Origin of the sequence: Acinetobacter pullicarnis (genome assembly GCF_006352475.1) — a bacterium.
GTDB lineage: Bacteria > Pseudomonadota > Gammaproteobacteria > Pseudomonadales > Moraxellaceae > Acinetobacter > Acinetobacter pullicarnis.
On sequence record NZ_VCMZ01000001.1, the window covers coordinates 3,154,837 to 3,172,997 of the forward strand.

Consider the following 18,161-nt stretch of genomic DNA (forward strand, 5'->3'; position numbering starts at 1 on the left):
AAGGTTTGAGTTGCAGCGGCAACATCGAGTGTTAAGTATGGGTGAACAATTCGATCCAAAAAAGTTGGTAATTTGCCTAAAATGCCCTATATTTTTTCAATTTGATTAAAGAAGAAATCAAAATGAATAACACGGACAGTCAAATCCTCGGATTACTGCGTGACAATGCAAGGCTCTCAATTACCGCACTGGCAACCACCTTGCGGATTTCTAGAGCCACCGTGCAAAAAAGAATGGAATATATGGAGGCCAACGGCATCATCACCGGCTACACCATCAAGGTGAAACCCGACTTTGAAAAGGACATGATTCGTGCGTGGATGCACATTCGCGTCGAAGGCAATAAGGCAGCTGCGGTGATTAAAGCATTGCGCTTAGAACCGGCTGTAGAAAAACTCCACACCACCAATGGCAAATGGGATCTTTTGGTTGAACTCAAATCAGAAAGCTTAGATTTTTTTGATAAAATACTAGAGCGTATTCGCAGTATTCAGGGGATCCATAGCACTGAAACCAGCATTTTATTATCGACCCATAAGGTCTAATCCGAGTCATCCTGCGCCACGCCATAACCACCCCTAAGGAGGTATTCAGCATAACGTTCAAGCGCCAGCATGGAGATAACATTAATCAAAATAACAATAAATAAAAAAGGGAATATAAGCCTAAACCTATATTCCCCAATGACTTGTTTTTACGCTCAATCAATCAAGATCAAGTGCTCATCCCACCTGAATTTAAATGCGATCCAATGTCGGCTTGTGATAACTAAATTGAACCTGTTTTTCAATCGCTAATGCAATATCAAATACTTTCTGCTCTTGGAACGCGGGGCCAATAATTTGTAAGCCCACAGGTTGACCCTCCACCAAACCACATGGTATCGACAATGCAGGCAAGCCCGTCAAATTACTCGGTCCAGTGAAACGAATAATATGATTGAGCAAATCCACTTCTTCACCATTCAACTTCGCTACTGAACTTCCAATATCAGGTGGTAAGACTGGCAAGGTGGGTGTAATCAGCACATCAATTTCATTAAACAACGCGCTAAACTGCAATTTAAGCTCGCGTCTTAATTGTTGCGCTTGTAAATACTCAACGGCCGTTGGCAACTCACCCAACTCAAACAATAGGCGAATATCATCGCCAAAATCGTCTGCACGTACCAACATGTCTTCATGATGAATGGTTGACGCTTCAGATAAACTGGTAATCAACTCCACATACTCAGCATGTTGCAATGCAGGAATCGAAACTGGCTGAATAATCGCGCCTGCTTGCTCGAGTTGTGCAATTTGTGCTCTGACCAGCTTTTCAATTGGAGCATCAACTTGGTTAAAGAAGTATTCTTCATTAATACCAATGACTTTGCCTTTGACATCACTGTTCAATAATGCAACATAATCTGGAATTTCAACCTGCTTAGACGTTGGATCTCGTGCATCAAAACCAGCAATCACCTGCAACATCGCTGCGGCATCTTGCACTGTTTTTGCCATTGGGCCAATGTGATCAAGACTCCATGCCAATGGAAAACAACCATATTTTGCTACCAGACCATGTGTTGGTTTTAAACCAACCAAACCACATGCTGAAGATGGGATCCGAATTGAACCCGCGGTATCTGTCCCCAAAGTAATGGTCGACATGCCTGCGGCAACAGATGCCCCAGATCCACCACTCGAGCCACCGGGAATCTTCTCTAAATTCCAAGGATTATGACAAGCGCCAAAGTGTGGGCTATTGTTGGTAATCCCCCACGCGTACTCATGCATGTTCAATTTACCAATGATAATCGCACCTGCCGCCTTTAATTTTTCAATCACGCTCGCATCATCAACCGATACAAACTTTGAATGAATTTTTGAGGCCATGCTGGTGACTTCACCCCCCAGATAAATATTGTCTTTAATACCCATCGGAATACCATGAAAAGTGCCCTTATAATTTCCTTGAGCAATTTCTTCATCGGCCTTGGCTGCTTCAGCTAAAGCACGTTCATCTCGAAAAGAAATATAGGCATTAATTTCTGGGTTATATTGATGCGCATGCTGCAAGAGCATCGTGGTTAAATCAACTGAACTTAATTGACGATTTTTAATTAATTTAGCAAGCTCGGTCACTGGTAAAGTTAAGAGTTCCTTATTCAACATGATCACCCCCTGCTGTATTGACCAAACTCATATCATAGTCATTTCTTGCTGTACTTTTCACATTATTTTTCAACGCTTGAATTCCCTCCCAACGCTGCTCTAATTCCACTTGTGTCTTTGAATTAACTGAAATCGATTGACGTTCCAATAATACTGTTGCACTCAACTCCATGGCTTTCTCTGCTCCTTTGAAAAATGCTTAGGTTGCCAATATGTAATTTATATTAAGTCTTAATTACAGTGGTTTTCATCCATTCAATCTGAAACACCAACAACTTTCGCAAGCTGCAACATTGACTTTAGAGCAATTTAAAAAAATCAGAATTAGGCTTAGGTCTGGTTGTAAAATAACATGAATTCTATAGAATAAAATAACCCTTGCCAGTGCTTATCAAAGTTTACTATTAACGTAAAATAGCAACTGAATCACCTTCTATGTCACATCAATCTATAAATAAATTGACTTCAATTTTATTTGTACTTCAAAATGCCCAGATCAACGTTCCATTTCAAACAAAATAAAAATATTTATACTTTAAAAGTCTGAATACAGCATGGTAAAACTGCAATCTACGCTTTTTTGTTTCCAATATGTATACAGTCGATTAGAATAGCGCCATCTTGCTCATATGCCCTCCCACTTATGTCTCAATACGACCCCTCATCACCACAAAAGCCTGAAATTGACCTCGTTTACGGTCTAAATGACCAACCAAAACCTTGGATCGCTTTTTTCGCTGCATTACAACATTTACTGGCGATTATTGTACCGATCGTGACCCCTGGCCTGCTGATTTGCTTGGCGCTGGGCGTATCTCGCGAAGATACCAACATGATCCTGTCGATGTCGTTGGTCATCTCTGGTATTGCAACTTTTTTACAATGTAAAAAAGTCGGTCCATTTGGTGCAGGTCTTTTAATTGTACAAGGCACCAGCTTCAACTTTATTGGTCCAATTATTGGGATCGGAAGCGCCATGGTCGCCTCAGGAACGCCAGTAAACCAAGTGATGGCTGCAATTTTTGGCGTGGTGATTGCTGGTTCATTTATTGAGATGGGTGTTTCCCGTATTTTGCCATGGGTGAAAATGCTGATCACTCCGCTGGTCACTGGAATCGTGGTACTGCTGATTGGACTAACCTTAATTAAGGAAGGTTTGATTAGCATGGGCGGCGGCTATCAAGCGATGCAGTCCAATACCTTTGCCAGTCCAGAGAACCTGATGATGTCCTGTACGGTATTGGCGATCATTATTTTACTCAATCGCGTTCGCATTGTTTGGGTGAAAAGTTCAGCCATTTTGATCGCCTTAGTTATCGGCTATGCAATTGCGGGCTTGATGGGCTATCTGGATTTTTCTGGTTTAAAAGATGCACCAATTATGCAGATTCCAACCCCAATGCATTTTGGACTCAGCTTTGACTGGGGGCTGTTTATTCCAATGGCATTCATTTACTTAGTGACTTCACTTGAAGCCATTGGGGATGTTACCGCAACCTCTAAAATTTCAAATCAACCCGTTGATGGTCCGATTTGGATGCAACGCATTAAAGGCGGTGTGTTAGTCAATGGTGCTAACTCATTGTTGGCAGGAATTTTCAACACCTTTCCAAGCTCAGTATTCGCACAAAATAATGGTGTTATTCAACTCACTGGTGTTGCCAGCCGTTACGTTGGCATCTGGATTGCAATCCTATTGGTCTTGCTCGGTTTATTCCCAATGGTTGCAGGAGTAATTCAAGCAGTTCCCCAAGCGGTATTGGGCGGTGCAGTCATGGTCATGTTTGGTGCCGTTGCAGCATCTGGTATTAATATTCTTTCTGGTGTGCACTTAGACCGTCGTGCCCTATTGATCATTGCCATTTCATTGGCATTGGGTTTGGGTGTTGCACAAGTTCCACAAATTTTAGAACATCTTCCAGAGCTTATTCGCAATATCTTTAGTTCAGGTGTGGCGACTGGCGGGATTACTGCTTTGATTTTAAATGTCGTGCTTCCTGCTCAAAAAAGCACGGATGCCTAACACAGCACTGTCCTTAAATATCCACATTAAATGCATATAAATGCCTAAATTAGATGACGAAATAAGACTTATGGATCCCAGAAGTGAAGTTGTAATTCGACAACAATATGCCCTCAAAGGCCGTATCCTCTTGATTAATGCACCAGCAGACGCTTTGGTGAATACATTAAAGCAAGCCGACATTGAAGCGACGCATTGGACTTGGAATTATCAAGATTATCAGGCGCACCTAAATGCGCAGTATACTTCGACATTCTCGATTGAATTTCCCAAACAAGACGTTGACCAAGTAATCATTTACGTACCTAAATCAAAGGCTTTGCTAGATTATATTCTGCATCAAGTGGTTTGCCATCTCCAAGTGGGACAACAAATCTTCTTGGTTGGTGAGAAAAAAGGGGGGGTGGAACGTGCTGGCAAACAATTACAGCCTTTTGGCAAAACCATAAAGTTAGATAGTGCACGACATTGCCAATTTTGGCAGTTGACCCTGCAACATACTGAGAAATTAAAACCTCTCAGCGCATGGGTTAAAAATTACTCGATTAAAATACAAGACTTTAGCCTAGAAATATGTGCCTTACCTGGGGTTTTTAGCCAAGATCATCTCGATATCGGTACCGCTGTGCTTTTGCCGTACCTGACTCAAGTAAAATCAGGTAAACTCGCCGACTTTGGTTGTGGGGCCGGTGTCATTAGCTGTTGTCTGGCAAAAATGAATGAAAAAAATGTTATTCATGCTTTAGACGTTGATGCCTTTGCATTAAAGTCGACCGAATTAACCTTTGAGAAAAATGGAATTGAAGCGCATCAATTGCAATTGCATGCCGTTACGGGAATTCAAGATGCCCCGCAGCAGCTTGATGCCTTAATTAGCAATCCACCGTTTCATCAGGGAATTCATACCAATTACGATGCCAGCGAAACACTTTGCCGACAAGCCAAAATACATTTGAAACGCAAGGGTCAATTCTGGATTGTCGCCAATCGCTTTTTAAATTATGCAGACTTAATTGAACAGCAATTTGGCGAAACAACAATCAAAGCAGACCAAAACGGCTTTAAGGTGATATATGCCAGTGCATAGTGAAACTTCAAAGGGAATGAGAATGAGGGAACGACAATGAGCGGAACAGACCAACAACTTCAGCGCAAGCTGGGGGCTCGACATTTAAACATGATCGCCATTGGTGGTTCCATTGGTACTGGTTTATTCCTTGCATCAGGTTCTACCATTGCTCAAGCAGGACCAGGTGGTGCGCTATTGGCTTATGTGCTCATCGGGATCATGATTTACTTCCTCATGACCAGCCTCGGCGAACTCGCCACCCACAATCCAACCTCAGGCGCATTTTTTACCTACGGAACTAAATATGTTGAAGAAGGCTTTGGCTTCGCACTAGGTTGGAACTATTGGTATAACTGGGCAATTACGGTTGCTTTTGAATTGGTTGCCGTACAATTCATCATGAAATTCTGGTTCCCTGATATTCCTGGCTTTTACTGGAGTGCCATCTTCCTAGCCATCATCTTTGGGATTAATGCCTTAACTGTAAAGGGCTTTGGTGAGACTGAGTTCTTATTCTCCCTAATCAAAGTGGTTGCGATCTTGGTCTTCATTGTGATTGGCCTATATATGATCGGCACCATTATGCTTGATCCAAATCAAAGCGTACTCAGCAACTGGACCGTGGGCGATGCACCCTTTGTAGGCGGCCTACAGGCGATGATTGGGGTTGCCATGATTGCCGGATTCTCGTTCCAAGGAACAGAAATGGTTGGTGTTGCTGCGGGTGAATCTAAAGATCCGAAAAAAACCATTCCACTGGCAATTAAACAAATTTTCTGGCGCATCTTGCTGTTTTATGTGTTGTGTATTTTCATTATCGGCACCTTAGTTGCGTATAACGATCCAAACCTACAATTGGCAAGTGAAGGCGACGGTAACATCACCCTATCTCCGTTTACCCTGTTGTATAACAAAGCTGGTTTTGCCTTTGCAGCCAGTCTAATGAATGCGGTGATTTTATCTGCAATTCTATCTGCGGGTAACTCGGGTATGTACTCGTCAACGCGGATGTTATTTGATATGGCACGCCAAGGCCGTGCACCAAAATGGTTTGCCAAACTAGATCTACGTGGTGTGCCAATGAACGCACTCTATGCCACTACAGCGGTTGCTGCACTTTGTTTTTTAACCACTTTTATTGGCGAACAAGAAGTGTTCTCGTGGTTACTCAACATGTCTGGGATGTGTGGTTTTATCGTTTGGCTTGGGATTGCGATTTCACATTATCGTTTCCGTAAAGGCTATATTGCACAAGGTAATAAACTGTCTGATTTGGCCTATAAAGCCAAGTTCTTCCCCTTTGCCCCTTGGTTTGCATTTATTCTGTGTTCGATCATTATTTTGGGCCAGAACTACGAAGCATTGATTGGCGGGAAAATTAATTGGATCGGTTTATTGTCGACTTACATTTCTATTCCATTATTCCTAGCCATTTGGCTCGGCTATAAATGGAAGCACAAAACCAAATTGGTTCCATACAAGGATATGGATGTGCAACCGATGAATCCAGACACTCAATAAGTCGTTAAGTACTGTTTTAAATCAACGTACTTAAACCAATTAAACCCCTCCACGACAGAGGGGTTTAATGTTTTTAAACACAGATAAAACTGACATGTGATACAACTCAATTTTATCTCATAAAAAATTAATGCTTGATTAATAATATTTCCGCTCTATAATTTGCTCCAATTCACTGAACCCAGTGCAATACACCAGATTTAAATTTTAGGAGGACGTCATGCTGTTATTGGAAATCAACAAATATTAAATTAAGCAGACGTGAACTTACGGACACTCGCTTAATTTAAAGTGTCCGAATGCCTCAGATTAAACCTAGCATTCGCTAGGTTTTTTTATGTCTCAATTTTGATGACAGCGCAAAAGATCAATTCGGGCACCCCCAAAAACCTGCGGAGTTAACGCAGCATTAAAGAAAACTTGCTTAGAGAAAAATAATGGGCATACAAATGATTTTGAACGCCAAAGCTGAATATGGCGTTCCAGTAAAAATATATACGCGCGACATAGATGAAGAAAGCTTAACCCAACTACGAAAAATGGCACAATTACAGTTTATTCACTCACATATTGCGGTTATGCCTGATGTACATTTGGGCAAAGGTGCGACAGTTGGCAGTGTGATTCCAACCAAAAATGCAATTATTCCTGCAGCAGTTGGCGTCGATATTGGTTGTGGTATGAATGCATTACGCTTGAGCTTAAAGGCAGCACAACTGCCTGACAATCTCAGTAAGCTACGCAATGCGATTGAGCGTAAAGTTCCAGTTGGCTTTGAAGCACATAAGCAGATCAAAGCCAAGGCGTCCACCCTGTCGCCACTAGAACAACGCTTAAAACAAATTACCATCAAGCATCCTGGTTTAACCCGTCGGCTAAAACATTTTGATTCCACTTGGCAAAAACAATTGGGCACGCTCGGTGGGGGGAACCACTTTATTGAACTGTGTTTGGATGAAAATCAAGATGTTTGGGTGATGTTGCACTCGGGAAGCCGTGGTCTAGGAAATGTCATTGGCAGCTATTTTATTGAACGTGCCAAAAAAGAAGCACAACATCGCTTTGGACATGTCCCAGACAAAGACTTGTCGTACTTTGCAGAAGGTTCGGCTAACTTTGATGACTATGTTGAAGCGGTAGAATGGGCCCAAGAATACGCTTATGAAAATCGACGTGAAATGATGCGCCTGATTTTAGAAGCCATTCGCCCACTCCTGCCCAGCTTTCAAATGACCAAGGAAGCGATTAACTGTCATCACAACTATGTACAAAAAGAATTGCACTTTGGTGAAGAGGTCTTTGTGACACGCAAAGGTGCAATTCGTGCGGGCTTAGATGAATATGGCATCATCCCAGGTTCAATGGGTGCACAATCCTTTATTGTGAAAGGCAAAGGCAATCCCGATTCATTTTGCTCTTGTTCACATGGTGCAGGTCGTAAAATGAGCCGTAGTAAAGCCAAACGTTTATTTAGCCAACAAGACTTAATTGAACAAACCCAAGGGGTTGAATGTCGCAAAGACAAGGCTGTGGTTGATGAAATTCCGAGTGCTTATAAGAATATTCATGAGGTAATGGCCAATCAAGCAGACTTAATCGACGTAGTACATACCTTAAAACAAGTGCTGTGTATTAAAGGCTAAACTTTGGGGTTTTCGCCTTTGAGCTATAAATTGATGCGGAGAGTTAAAAGTAAAACAAAGGCAGCTTCGGCTGCCTTTGTAATCACTCAGACTTCAGATCTTGTAATACGCTCGCCTAAGTATCTGAGCCAAAATTAATAGGCTGAAAATACTGCGGTTACAAGCAAGTAACTTCATATCACTTTATGATGCTCTTATTATTTTCAGCACAAAAAAAAGCGACTCTGACGAGTCGCTTTTTTTATAGGTAAATGCTCAAATTAACGCGGTTGAGCAAGTACAGTACGGCTACCAGAAATCGTCGCGAATACACGACGGTTCATAGCACGACCTTCTTTAGTGTTGTTGTCAGCAATCGGTTGATCCCAAGCAAAGCCTTGAGTAGACAAACGAGAAGCATCGATGTTGTATTCATTTACAAGTGCAGATTTAACAGAGTTAGCACGAGCCAAAGATAAACGTTGGTTTAACTGAAGTGGACCAGTGTTATCTGTGTGACCGTCAATGCGAGCAGTCGCATTCGGGTAATCGTTAAGTTGCTCAGCAACTTTAGCGATTTCTGGCTTGTATTGATCTTTGATGTTTGATTTGTTGGTATCAAAGAACACACGAAGTTCCATGTTCAATGCTTCAGTCAATTCTACTGGCGCTGGTTGAACAACAGGAGCGATTGGAGCAACTGGCTCAACAACTACTACTGGAGCAACAGGTTTCAAGTGACCACCAAGAACAACGTTAAGACCAGCAAGTGCTGTGTAGTTCCAGAAATCTTCATCGATGTTATAAGTCGCACGTGCTTCAGTACGTAGAGACAATACATCGTTCAAACGCCAGAAAGCACCAACACCGGCATTACCAAGTGTACCTTCTTCTGTGTTACCACGGCCAGCACGACCGATTTGAGCATCAGTAGCACCGCTGAAGCTGTATTTATAGTGACCAGCACCTAACAATACATATGGCTTGATTTTGCTGTCATAGTTTTTAGTGATCAAATCAGAAGTAACGTAGAAGTTACCATTGATTTGTTTTTGCTTATATTCAGCACCGCTAACTGGCTCTACATCACCTTTAACTTGGCTATATTCAGCTTCAAAACCTAACCAAGGTGTTAATTCAACACCAAGTGCAGCACCAACGAATAAATCGTCTTTTAGCTCACCAGATTCAGTTAGACGATCACGACCATTGTTATGTTGGCTATCTTGGATTGTATAACCAAGTAACAAAGGGGTAACAGTTACACCAGCATTAGCAGCAGCTAATGGCGCAGCAACGAGCATAGCAAGTGCGATACGACTCAATTTCATGGATATCCTCCAGAGATAACAATTGTTGTTCAAGCTCAGCTTAAAATATTATAGCTTCCTGAGATAAGCTATTAAATACCCCAGTATTATTTTTTAGCTACTTCGGTTTAATGATACAAATACTTGATCATCTTTCCAAGTGCTTGATAAATTTAATCAAGTAGATTATTGACAAAATTACTTACAATTTCCGTTGTAGTTCCGTAATTTTGACAAAAGCATCTGATGCGAGCACTATATTTACTTACTCGCGCGGCAGCATTTTAACAGCAATCGAAGCAGATAGTAATAAAAATTTAGCCGCAGCAGTCAGCCATGTTATTTTTTTACAAAAAATTAAATGATTACAGCAGCTAAGATATAATATAAATTAATTATCATTCTAGTTAAATATCTTGATATACACCACACTACAACCCTATAAACCGATGTGTACCAGATATTGGCCACTAGACATTACAATTTTCCATCATTAGTAATAGAACAGCCAACTCTTTTAAAAACTGCTCACAAATCACACGTATTTTTATTGACGTTATTTTCATAAGAAATCGCTTAGAATGCTCTCCGTAAAACACGCTGAGCAACGCTATCAGCATATTTAATTTGTACAAAAATACAAATTCATCGCATAAAGAGAAGTAATCGAATTACAGCACTCTGACCTCTCTATAAAAAAGTTTTTTTAGCTGGGGCACGTAAAGACAATAATATTAAATTGAAGAAGTCATAATGCGCGCTAATGTGTTTAAAAAAGGATTTAGTCTCATTGAGATACTCATCACCCTTTCAATATTGGCTATTGTTGCAAGTTGGGCAAGCCCTTCTTTTAAAACCATGCAGGCGCGCCAAGAATTTTCTAGTGTGGTTTATCTCATTCGGCAACAGATGAATCTTGCACGTAGCCATGCCCTCACTGTTCACAGTGACATTGTAATGTGTCCATCACGCGACTTATTAAGCTGCGAAAATGATCAATGGCAACACAGCATCCTCATTTTTATCGACACCAATAAAAATCGTAAACTCGACCCCAATGAGACTATTGTTTCCAGCACTCCCACCTTACTCAAATATGGTTCACTCACTTGGCATGGCAATGCATCACATCCACATCAAATTGTTTTTCAATCAGATACTGGCTTACCTAGAGGTTCGATGGGACATTTTAGCTACTGTAACTTTGAGCAAGTCGAATACCAAAAAGATTTAGCAATTGGCATGATGGGTCACATCACAACATTGGCTTCAGCGCAATGCAATTAAACCTGCCCCTTTCATTTACTGAGAAAACACAAAAAATAGCGGACTCTACAGTCCACTTTGTTGCGGCAATAACGCTTTATTGTTCTCCTGTTTTTTATATACTGCTTAGGTTTTGAAAAAAGTAATACATCATAAATTTGGAGAATATAGCCATGACTGACATCGTTATTGTAAATGGTGCAAGAACTGCAATGGGTGGTTTTCAAGGAAGTTTATCCGCTGCAACAGCACCACAATTAGGCGCAGCCTCAATTAAAGAAGCGATCGCACGCGCTGGATTACAAGCAAGTGATATCGAAGAAGTCATTATGGGCTGTGTTCTTCCTGCAGGCCTCAAACAAGGCCCTGCCCGTCAAGCTATGCGTCAAGCCGGACTGCCAGATTCAACAGGTGCTGTAACCATTAATAAATTATGTGGTTCTGGCATGAAAGCAGTAATGCAAGCCGCGGACATGATCAAAGCAGGCTCAGCGCAGATCGTGGTTGCAGGCGGTATGGAATCGATGACCAATGCACCTTATCTACTTCCGAAAGCACGTGGTGGCTATCGCATGGGGCATGGCGAAATCAAAGACCATATGTTTCTTGATGGTCTAGAAGATGCTGAAACAGGTCGCCTCATGGGTTCGTTTGCCCAAGATACAGCAAATAGCCGTGGCTACACCCGCGAGCAAATGGATGACTTTGCCATTCGTTCATTAAAACGTGCGCAAACCGCAATCACAGAAGGCTATTTTGCCGCTGAAATTGTGCCTGTTACCCTCTCTGGTCGTAAAGGCGATGTTATCGTTGATAAAGATGAACAACCGTTCAATGCCAATATTGATAAAATTCCGACTCTTAGACCTGCATTTGCCAAAGATGGCACCATTACGGCTGCCAATGCCAGTTCAATTTCCGATGGTGCTTCTGCATTGGTTCTCACCTCAGCGGCGCATGCTCAAGCAAAAGGCTTAGCACCATTGGCAAAAATCGTAGCCTATGCCTCTCATTCACAACACCCTTCTGAATTTACCATTGCCCCAGTCGGTGCCATTGAGAAAGTGCTTAAGCAAACCGGTTGGACAGCGCAGGACGTTGACCTATGGGAAATTAATGAAGCATTTGCAATGGTTACAATGTGCCCAATTGATGACTTCAAACTTGATGCAGAAAAAGTGAATATTCATGGCGGTGCTTGTGCATTGGGTCACCCCGTTGGTTCGACCGGTTCACGTATCATTTTGACGCTAATTCACGCACTTAAACGTACAGGTGGTAAAAAAGGTATTGCTGCACTGTGCATCGGTGGTGGTGAAGCGACTGCGGTTGCCGTTGAAATTCTATAATGCTTTAGGCAAAGCTTAAATTTAAGAATCCCGCTCAATGCGGGATTTTTTATTTCCAACACTTTAAAATACAATGAATATTCAATTATGATAATCGACTAGGCTCAGATGCTCGCTAGCTTCATCTGCCCATACTCCATGTTCAAAAACAATAAGGAATAGACATGCAACTCAATCATTATCTTAACTTCCAAGGTCAGACCGAAGCCGCATTTAACTTTTATAAATCCATTTTTGGCGGAGAGTTTTTATTCCTTAAACGTTTTGGTGAGCTCCCCCCTCAAGAAGGCCTAACCTTATCCGCACAAGAACAAAATTATATCCTGCATGTTTCACTTCCGATTAATCCATTCACAGTCCTGATGGGCTCGGATATTAGCGAGCAGTTCTGTGTACAGACCAATACACAATATATTCAAGGCAATAACCACTATATTTCCATTAATCTTGAACAAGATGAAGCAGCCACTGCACAACGCTTATTCGATGCACTCTCGCAAAATGGACAGATCGAGATGCCACTAGACAAAACCTTTTGGGGTGCACTCTATGGTGCCTTCACCGATCAGTTTGGTGTCAAATGGATGATTAACTGCCAAATTGAGAACATGGGCTAAACGTGTGTTTATCTATGGTCTAGGCGAGTGAATATATACAATAAAATTACACATAAAAAAGCTGGACCGAAGTCCAGCTTTTTTAATTCAACCGCGCTTAAGCACCGGTTTGATAATGTGCTTGTGCCACGCCAGTTGAGGCTTGGTACGGATTTTTAAAATCATTTAATCCAGCAGCAGCCTCATGAATATCTTTGCCTTCTTTGATGACGAAGCTATCGAAACCTGAACGTTTTAAGTAGTTCAAAACATCTTTAAAGATATCGCCCACCGCACGTAACTCACCTTGGTAGCCTTGGCGACGCAACAAGGCTGCAAATGAATAACCACGGCCATCATTAAAGCCCGCAAATTCAATAAAAATAGTATCGAGTGCTGCCAAAGGAAATTGGTTCACTTCTGGAGAATCATCAACCGTGATATACAAGGCTTTTTTACCTTGAATCTGCGCCAACAACTCAAGCTGCGCTGTGGTGACCACCACATCACCAGCAGGGACCGTTCCATCTTCCGCAACCAATTGATAGCTGTTGTCCGTAATGGTTCCGTCTTTAGCCAAGACCTGTAATGCGGTATTAAGCATAAGCTCGCTCCTTAAACGGTTGAATGCCTACACGGCGATAAGTATCAATAAATTCCTCACTGTCCTGACGCAAATCAAGATAGGTATTTAAAACTTCTTCAATCACATCTGGAATCACTTCAGCTGCAAATGATGGTCCAAGAATGTCACCAAGTGATGCATCGTGATCGGCATTGCCACCTAAAGACACTTGGTAAAATTCTGCACCTTTTTTATCGACACCCAAGATGCCGATATTACCAACATGGTGATGACCACATGCATTCATACACCCTGAAATATTCAAGTCAATATGACCCAAGTTGTAGATGGTATCGAGGTCTTCAAAACGACGGGTAATCGCTTCTGAAATTGGAATAGACTTGGCATTGGCCAGTGAACAGAAGTCCCCGCCTGGGCAGCAGATAATATCGGTAATAAAACCAATATGTGCACGTGCAAGGTTTTGTGCATCCAGTGCTTGCCAAACAGCGAACAAATCTTTTTGTGGTACGTCAACCAACGAAATATTTTGTTCGTGCGTGGTACGCAATTCACCAAAGGTATATTGATCAGCCAAATCTGCGATCAAGTTCATTTCTTCACTGCTCATATCACCGGGTGCAATACCTGCACGTTTCAATGAGATGGTCACAATCCGATAGCCAGGCACTTTATGCGCATTGGTATTGATGTTAAACCAATGTTTAAACTTCGGATATTCAGCAAATAATGCAGTGAAATCTTCATCTTGATAGGCTTGATAATCGAATGGAGTAAACTCTTCATCCAATTTTTTCAAAACTTCAGGCTGAATTTTCAAGCTTTGAATGGTGTGCTGGAATTCAGCTTCGACTTTTTCAGCAAACACCGGTGGAGTTAAAGCTTTGACTAAAATTTTAATACGCGCTTTATATTTGTTGTCACGACGACCATGTAAGTTATATACACGCAACACCGCTTCTAAATAAGCAATTAAATCTTCACGCGGCAACCATTCTTTAATGATTGAACCAATAATTGGGGTACGACCTAAACCACCACCGACTTTAATGGTGTAGCCAATTTCACCCGCGGCATTTTTGACGATATACACCCCAATGTCATGGAATGAAACGGCTGCGCGATCGACTTCTGCCAAGGCTGATACTGCAATCTTAAATTTACGCGGTAAGAACGCAAATTCTGGATGGAAAGTACTCCACTGACGAATCAACTCACAGGTTGGGCGCGGATCTGCAACTTCACCTGAAACCACCCCAGCATATTGGTCGGTGGTGGTATTACGAATACAGTTGCCCGATGTTTGAATCGCATGCATTTGGACAGTTGCCAATTCTGCAAGCATTTCAGGCACATCTTCGAGTGCTGGCCAGTTAAACTGAATATTCTGACGCGTAGAGACATGGGCATAGCCACGGTCATACGACTTCGCCAATTCCGCGACCTTACGCAGCTGGTTCGAGTTCATCAAACCATAAGGCACGGCAACACGTAACATGGGTGCATAACGTTGCACATATAAACCGTTTTGTAAGCGAAGCGGACGATATTCATCTTCACTTAGTTTGCCCGCTAAATAGCGTGCAGTTTGATCACGGAATTGTGCAACTCGTTCATTAATCAGTTGCTGATCGAAGTCGGTATATAAATACATGGCGTAAGGCTAGTAATATCATTATAAAGGGTCATAGCATAACCATGTTTGATCTATCAATAAAATGTCTTTTTTACATACTTAATAGCGGTTTTCTTGATAAGCAGCTTTCATTGCAATTCCAGCATAAAGATCCATCATGATATCAAGCACTAAGCACTAGTTTTATTTTATATTCAAATAGATATATCAATTTGAGATAAAGAATAAATCGCGCTAATAATCAGCTCAAACCCAATTTCATGATTGCTCTCGCTATAATCTACGGCGTCAAAGCAAGCCATTAAGCCACTCATTCTCCATTTGAGATATTCATTGTGTGATTCACTTTAAATACTTAAATAAGTATTCTCCCAACGATTGTTAGCAAATTCTCCCTGAACCAGCTGCACAAAATGCCCATGCACTTGATCAATGGCAAGGCAGTCATCGACTTCAAGTACCCGATCGGTATGTTGTTTGTGCCAGTGTGCAGCGAAATGTTGTTTGCCTTTAACTTTGGCTACGATTTCATTTTGAGCCACCACCAATACATAGCGATGCAGTTCACCAAACTCACGTGGGTCATATCCCCCAAGGTTAATCAAATATAGCTTTTTCTCATCTTGTGCAGGTGCTGCATGACTAAACTGTAGTTGATAATTTACACCTTCAAACTCAATGCCATTAATCTGTGCCCAAGCATCAATATGCAAACCTTGTGGCTCGGCAAACCACGCCTGTTTTAGTTGCGGATAAACCGCTTCTAGCGACTCCCCCACCGCCAATACCACATCATGTACTTCAGTATTGGCACGTGCATGCCGTCCACCCAACATCACAATAAATAAACTTGGCATACATTCCCCACTATTTCTATAACTTATGTAATTTCTATAACAATCAGAATATCAACGTCATTCTTTATATCAAGCAGAACACCATTCAAGCTGATGATGTCATCAAGCTTTTATCAGCACTAGGTCTGCAAGCCGATTTTGATCTAAAAAAAACTGCCACAAAGCAAAGTCTGTGGCAGTTTTTTATGCTGCAAATGGAGAAGGCTTACATCTCAACCATTTCCACACCATCAATACGCGCGACAGTCATCAAGTCTTTATCGCCACGCCCCGAAACGGTCGCAATGATAATTTGATCTTTGTCCATCGTAGGTGCCAACTTAGTCACATAGGCCATCGCATGTGCACTTTCTAATGCTGGAATAATGCCTTCGATTTGAGTCAAGTCACGGAAACCTTGTAAAGCTTCCTGATCATTAATTGGCTCATAATTCACACGCTGCATATCTTTTAAGAAGCTATGCTCAGGGCCAACACCAGGATAGTCCAGGCCTGCAGAAATACTATGTGTTTCAATAATTTGACCTTGCTCATCCGACATTAGATAAGTACGGTTACCATGCAATACCCCGACATGACCAGCATTTAATGGGGCTGAATGTTTTCCGGACGCAATGCCTAAACCTGCGGCTTCAACACCATAAATTTTGACATCTTCATCGTTTAAGAATGGATAGAACAAGCCCATTGCATTGGAACCACCACCGACACAAGCCACCAGTGCATCCGGTAAACGACCTGCTTGTTCTAAAATTTGCTTACGTGCTTCACGCCCAATAATTGACTGGAAGTCACGGACCAATTGCGGATAAGGATGTGGACCTGCCACTGTCCCAATCACATAATAAGTCGAATCGACATTGGTCACCCAGTCACGCATGGCTTCATTCATGGCGTCTTTTAAGGTTTTAGAACCACTTTCAACGGGAACAACCGTTGCACCCAATAACCGCATACGATAGACATTCATGGCCTGACGTTTTACGTCTTCAGCACCCATAAAGACCACGCACTCAAGGCCCAAACGCGCGGCAATCGTTGCTGTTGCAACCCCATGCTGCCCCGCGCCTGTCTCGGCAATAATACGTTTTTTACCAGAGAGCTTGGCCAATAAGGCCTGACCAATCGTGTTGTTAATTTTATGTGAGCCAGTGTGATTTAAATCTTCACGTTTTAAATAAATTTGCGCGCCGCCCAGTTCTTTTGACCAACGTTCTGCGTAATACAACGGACTCGGACGTCCCACATAATGTGCGAGATCACGGTCAAATTCTGCTAGAAACTGTGCATCATCTTTCATACGGAAATAGAGCTTCTCTAAATCCTGTAATGCAGCCATCAATGTTTCTGAAACAAAACGTCCACCATGGATCCCAAAATGCCCTTTAGCATCTGGGAATTGGCGAAAATCAATCGTATTACTTTGCTGATCCACCTTGGACTCCTTGCATAAATTGTTGAATAAGTTTTTGATCTTTTATCGCTTTTGCGGATTCAACCCCTCCGCTAACATCAACTGCATAGGCCTGAGTCATCTCAATTGCCTGCGCAACATTGTCGGGATTCAGTCCCCCTGCCAGAATTAAAGGCAGGTTTGACTGAGGAAATTTCGACCAATCAAACTGTAAGCCTGTCCCGCCTTTCAGCTCAGGATGCCAAGCATCGAGTAGCATGGCACTGGCACCGACCTGCTGATATTGCTGAATAATCTCTAAAGTATCGACTTCGGGTTTAACCTGAATTGCTTTATACCAACGACGCTGTGTTTGCTGTGCAATCTGTTGGCATTCGGCCGGCCTTTCATCGCCATGTAACTGTATCACATCAAGCGAAACATGCTGCAAAACTTCAACAATTTCATTGGCATTAGCATTCACAAACAGACCAACAATACTGACATAAGGCGGAATATGTTGAGCAAGCAATTGTGCTTGTTCTATCGTTACATAACGTGGGCTTGGCGGATAAAATACCAAACCAATGGCATCTGCACCAGCTTCAACTGCTGCATGAATATCTTCAATTCGAGTAATGCCACAAATTTTGACACGTGTTCGCATAATCATTGCGCTCTAAACAGGCCCGTTTAATTTACAGCTGATCTATAAATTTCCTCAGGCGCGTTATTGTAATGCAATTTATTTGATTTGCGTGCGCTTCATAGCGAATT

At 42.0% G+C, this 18,161-nt stretch carries 16 protein-coding genes; 8 read left to right on the forward strand and 8 right to left on the reverse strand.

Annotated features, from left to right (window positions below):
* Nucleotides 1-122: 122 nt before the first annotated feature.
* Nucleotides 123-545: an Lrp/AsnC family transcriptional regulator gene (locus FD716_RS14015; protein WP_139852908.1), complete on the forward strand. Its 423-nt coding sequence runs from the start codon at nucleotides 123-125 to the stop codon at nucleotides 543-545.
* Between the two features lie 192 nt (nucleotides 546-737).
* On the opposite strand, the gene FD716_RS14020 is transcribed toward FD716_RS14015, so the two are convergent.
* Both FD716_RS14020 and FD716_RS14025 read right to left on the reverse strand, forming a co-directional pair.
* Nucleotides 738-2,156 (reverse strand): amidase, encoded by a 1,419-nt coding sequence (locus FD716_RS14020; RefSeq protein ID WP_139852909.1) that lies wholly within the window; start codon nucleotides 2,154-2,156, stop codon nucleotides 738-740.
* Nucleotides 2,146-2,328 (reverse strand): hypothetical protein, encoded by a 183-nt coding sequence (locus FD716_RS14025; protein ID WP_139852910.1) that lies wholly within the window; start codon nucleotides 2,326-2,328, stop codon nucleotides 2,146-2,148. Before FD716_RS14025 ends, FD716_RS14020 begins: the two co-directional genes overlap by 11 nt.
* 471 nt (nucleotides 2,329-2,799) lie before the next feature.
* On the opposite strand from FD716_RS14025, the gene FD716_RS14030 reads away from it, so the two are divergent.
* The 4 genes from FD716_RS14030 to FD716_RS14045 all read left to right on the forward strand — a co-directional run bounded on the left by FD716_RS14030 (nucleotide 2,800) and on the right by FD716_RS14045 (nucleotide 8,412).
* Nucleotides 2,800-4,179, forward strand: coding sequence for a uracil-xanthine permease family protein (locus FD716_RS14030; protein ID WP_139852911.1), 1,380 nt, complete (start codon nucleotides 2,800-2,802; stop codon nucleotides 4,177-4,179).
* A gap of 70 nt (nucleotides 4,180-4,249) precedes the next feature.
* Nucleotides 4,250-5,266, forward strand: a complete 1,017-nt coding sequence (locus FD716_RS14035; RefSeq protein ID WP_139852912.1) for a class I SAM-dependent methyltransferase — start codon at nucleotides 4,250-4,252, stop codon at nucleotides 5,264-5,266.
* A 36-nt stretch (nucleotides 5,267-5,302) separates the two neighbouring features.
* The gene (locus FD716_RS14040) at nucleotides 5,303-6,769 is read left to right on the forward strand and encodes an amino acid permease (protein ID WP_139852913.1); all 1,467 of its coding nucleotides are present in this window, start codon (nucleotides 5,303-5,305) and stop codon (nucleotides 6,767-6,769) included.
* A gap of 437 nt (nucleotides 6,770-7,206) precedes the next feature.
* Nucleotides 7,207-8,412, forward strand: a complete 1,206-nt coding sequence (locus tag FD716_RS14045) for an RtcB family protein (protein ID WP_139852914.1) — start codon at nucleotides 7,207-7,209, stop codon at nucleotides 8,410-8,412.
* Nucleotides 8,413-8,672: 260 nt separating this feature from the next.
* Here FD716_RS14045 and omp38 read toward each other — a convergent pair whose 3' ends face one another.
* Entirely contained in the window at nucleotides 8,673-9,722 is a 1,050-nt protein-coding gene (gene omp38, locus FD716_RS14050; protein WP_139852915.1) for an outer membrane protein Omp38, read from the reverse strand.
* Nucleotides 9,723-10,454: 732 nt separating this feature from the next.
* Here omp38 and FD716_RS14055 point away from each other — a divergent pair.
* The 3 genes from FD716_RS14055 (at nucleotide 10,455) to FD716_RS14065 (ending at nucleotide 12,933) form a co-directional block, all read left to right on the forward strand.
* On the forward strand, nucleotides 10,455-10,988 hold the full coding sequence (locus tag FD716_RS14055; RefSeq protein WP_139853699.1) for a GspH/FimT family pseudopilin: 534 nt from the start codon (nucleotides 10,455-10,457) through the stop codon (nucleotides 10,986-10,988).
* A 152-nt stretch (nucleotides 10,989-11,140) separates the two neighbouring features.
* On the forward strand, nucleotides 11,141-12,316 hold the full coding sequence (locus FD716_RS14060) for a thiolase family protein (protein WP_139852916.1): 1,176 nt from the start codon (nucleotides 11,141-11,143) through the stop codon (nucleotides 12,314-12,316).
* Between the two features lie 164 nt (nucleotides 12,317-12,480).
* A complete protein-coding gene (locus FD716_RS14065) occupies nucleotides 12,481-12,933 on the forward strand; it encodes a VOC family protein (RefSeq protein ID WP_139852917.1) in 453 nt (150 codons plus the stop codon).
* A 97-nt stretch (nucleotides 12,934-13,030) separates the two neighbouring features.
* On the opposite strand, the gene FD716_RS14070 is transcribed toward FD716_RS14065, so the two are convergent.
* From FD716_RS14070 to FD716_RS14090, 5 genes are all read right to left on the reverse strand, one after another.
* Nucleotides 13,031-13,516, reverse strand: a complete 486-nt coding sequence (locus FD716_RS14070; protein ID WP_139852918.1) for a DUF934 domain-containing protein — start codon at nucleotides 13,514-13,516, stop codon at nucleotides 13,031-13,033.
* Entirely contained in the window at nucleotides 13,509-15,152 is a 1,644-nt protein-coding gene (locus tag FD716_RS14075; RefSeq protein ID WP_139852919.1) for a nitrite/sulfite reductase, read from the reverse strand. The genes FD716_RS14070 and FD716_RS14075 overlap by 8 nt, the downstream gene beginning before the upstream one ends.
* Nucleotides 15,153-15,481: 329 nt before the next feature.
* The gene (locus FD716_RS14080) at nucleotides 15,482-15,991 is read right to left on the reverse strand and encodes a DUF1543 domain-containing protein (RefSeq protein WP_139852920.1); all 510 of its coding nucleotides are present in this window, start codon (nucleotides 15,989-15,991) and stop codon (nucleotides 15,482-15,484) included.
* A 205-nt stretch (nucleotides 15,992-16,196) separates the two neighbouring features.
* The gene (trpB, locus tag FD716_RS14085) at nucleotides 16,197-17,426 is read right to left on the reverse strand and encodes a tryptophan synthase subunit beta (protein ID WP_139852921.1); all 1,230 of its coding nucleotides are present in this window, start codon (nucleotides 17,424-17,426) and stop codon (nucleotides 16,197-16,199) included.
* On the reverse strand, nucleotides 17,410-18,051 hold the full coding sequence (locus FD716_RS14090) for a phosphoribosylanthranilate isomerase (RefSeq protein ID WP_139852922.1): 642 nt from the start codon (nucleotides 18,049-18,051) through the stop codon (nucleotides 17,410-17,412). The genes trpB and FD716_RS14090 overlap by 17 nt, the downstream gene beginning before the upstream one ends.
* Between the last annotated feature and the right edge of the window lie 110 nt (nucleotides 18,052-18,161).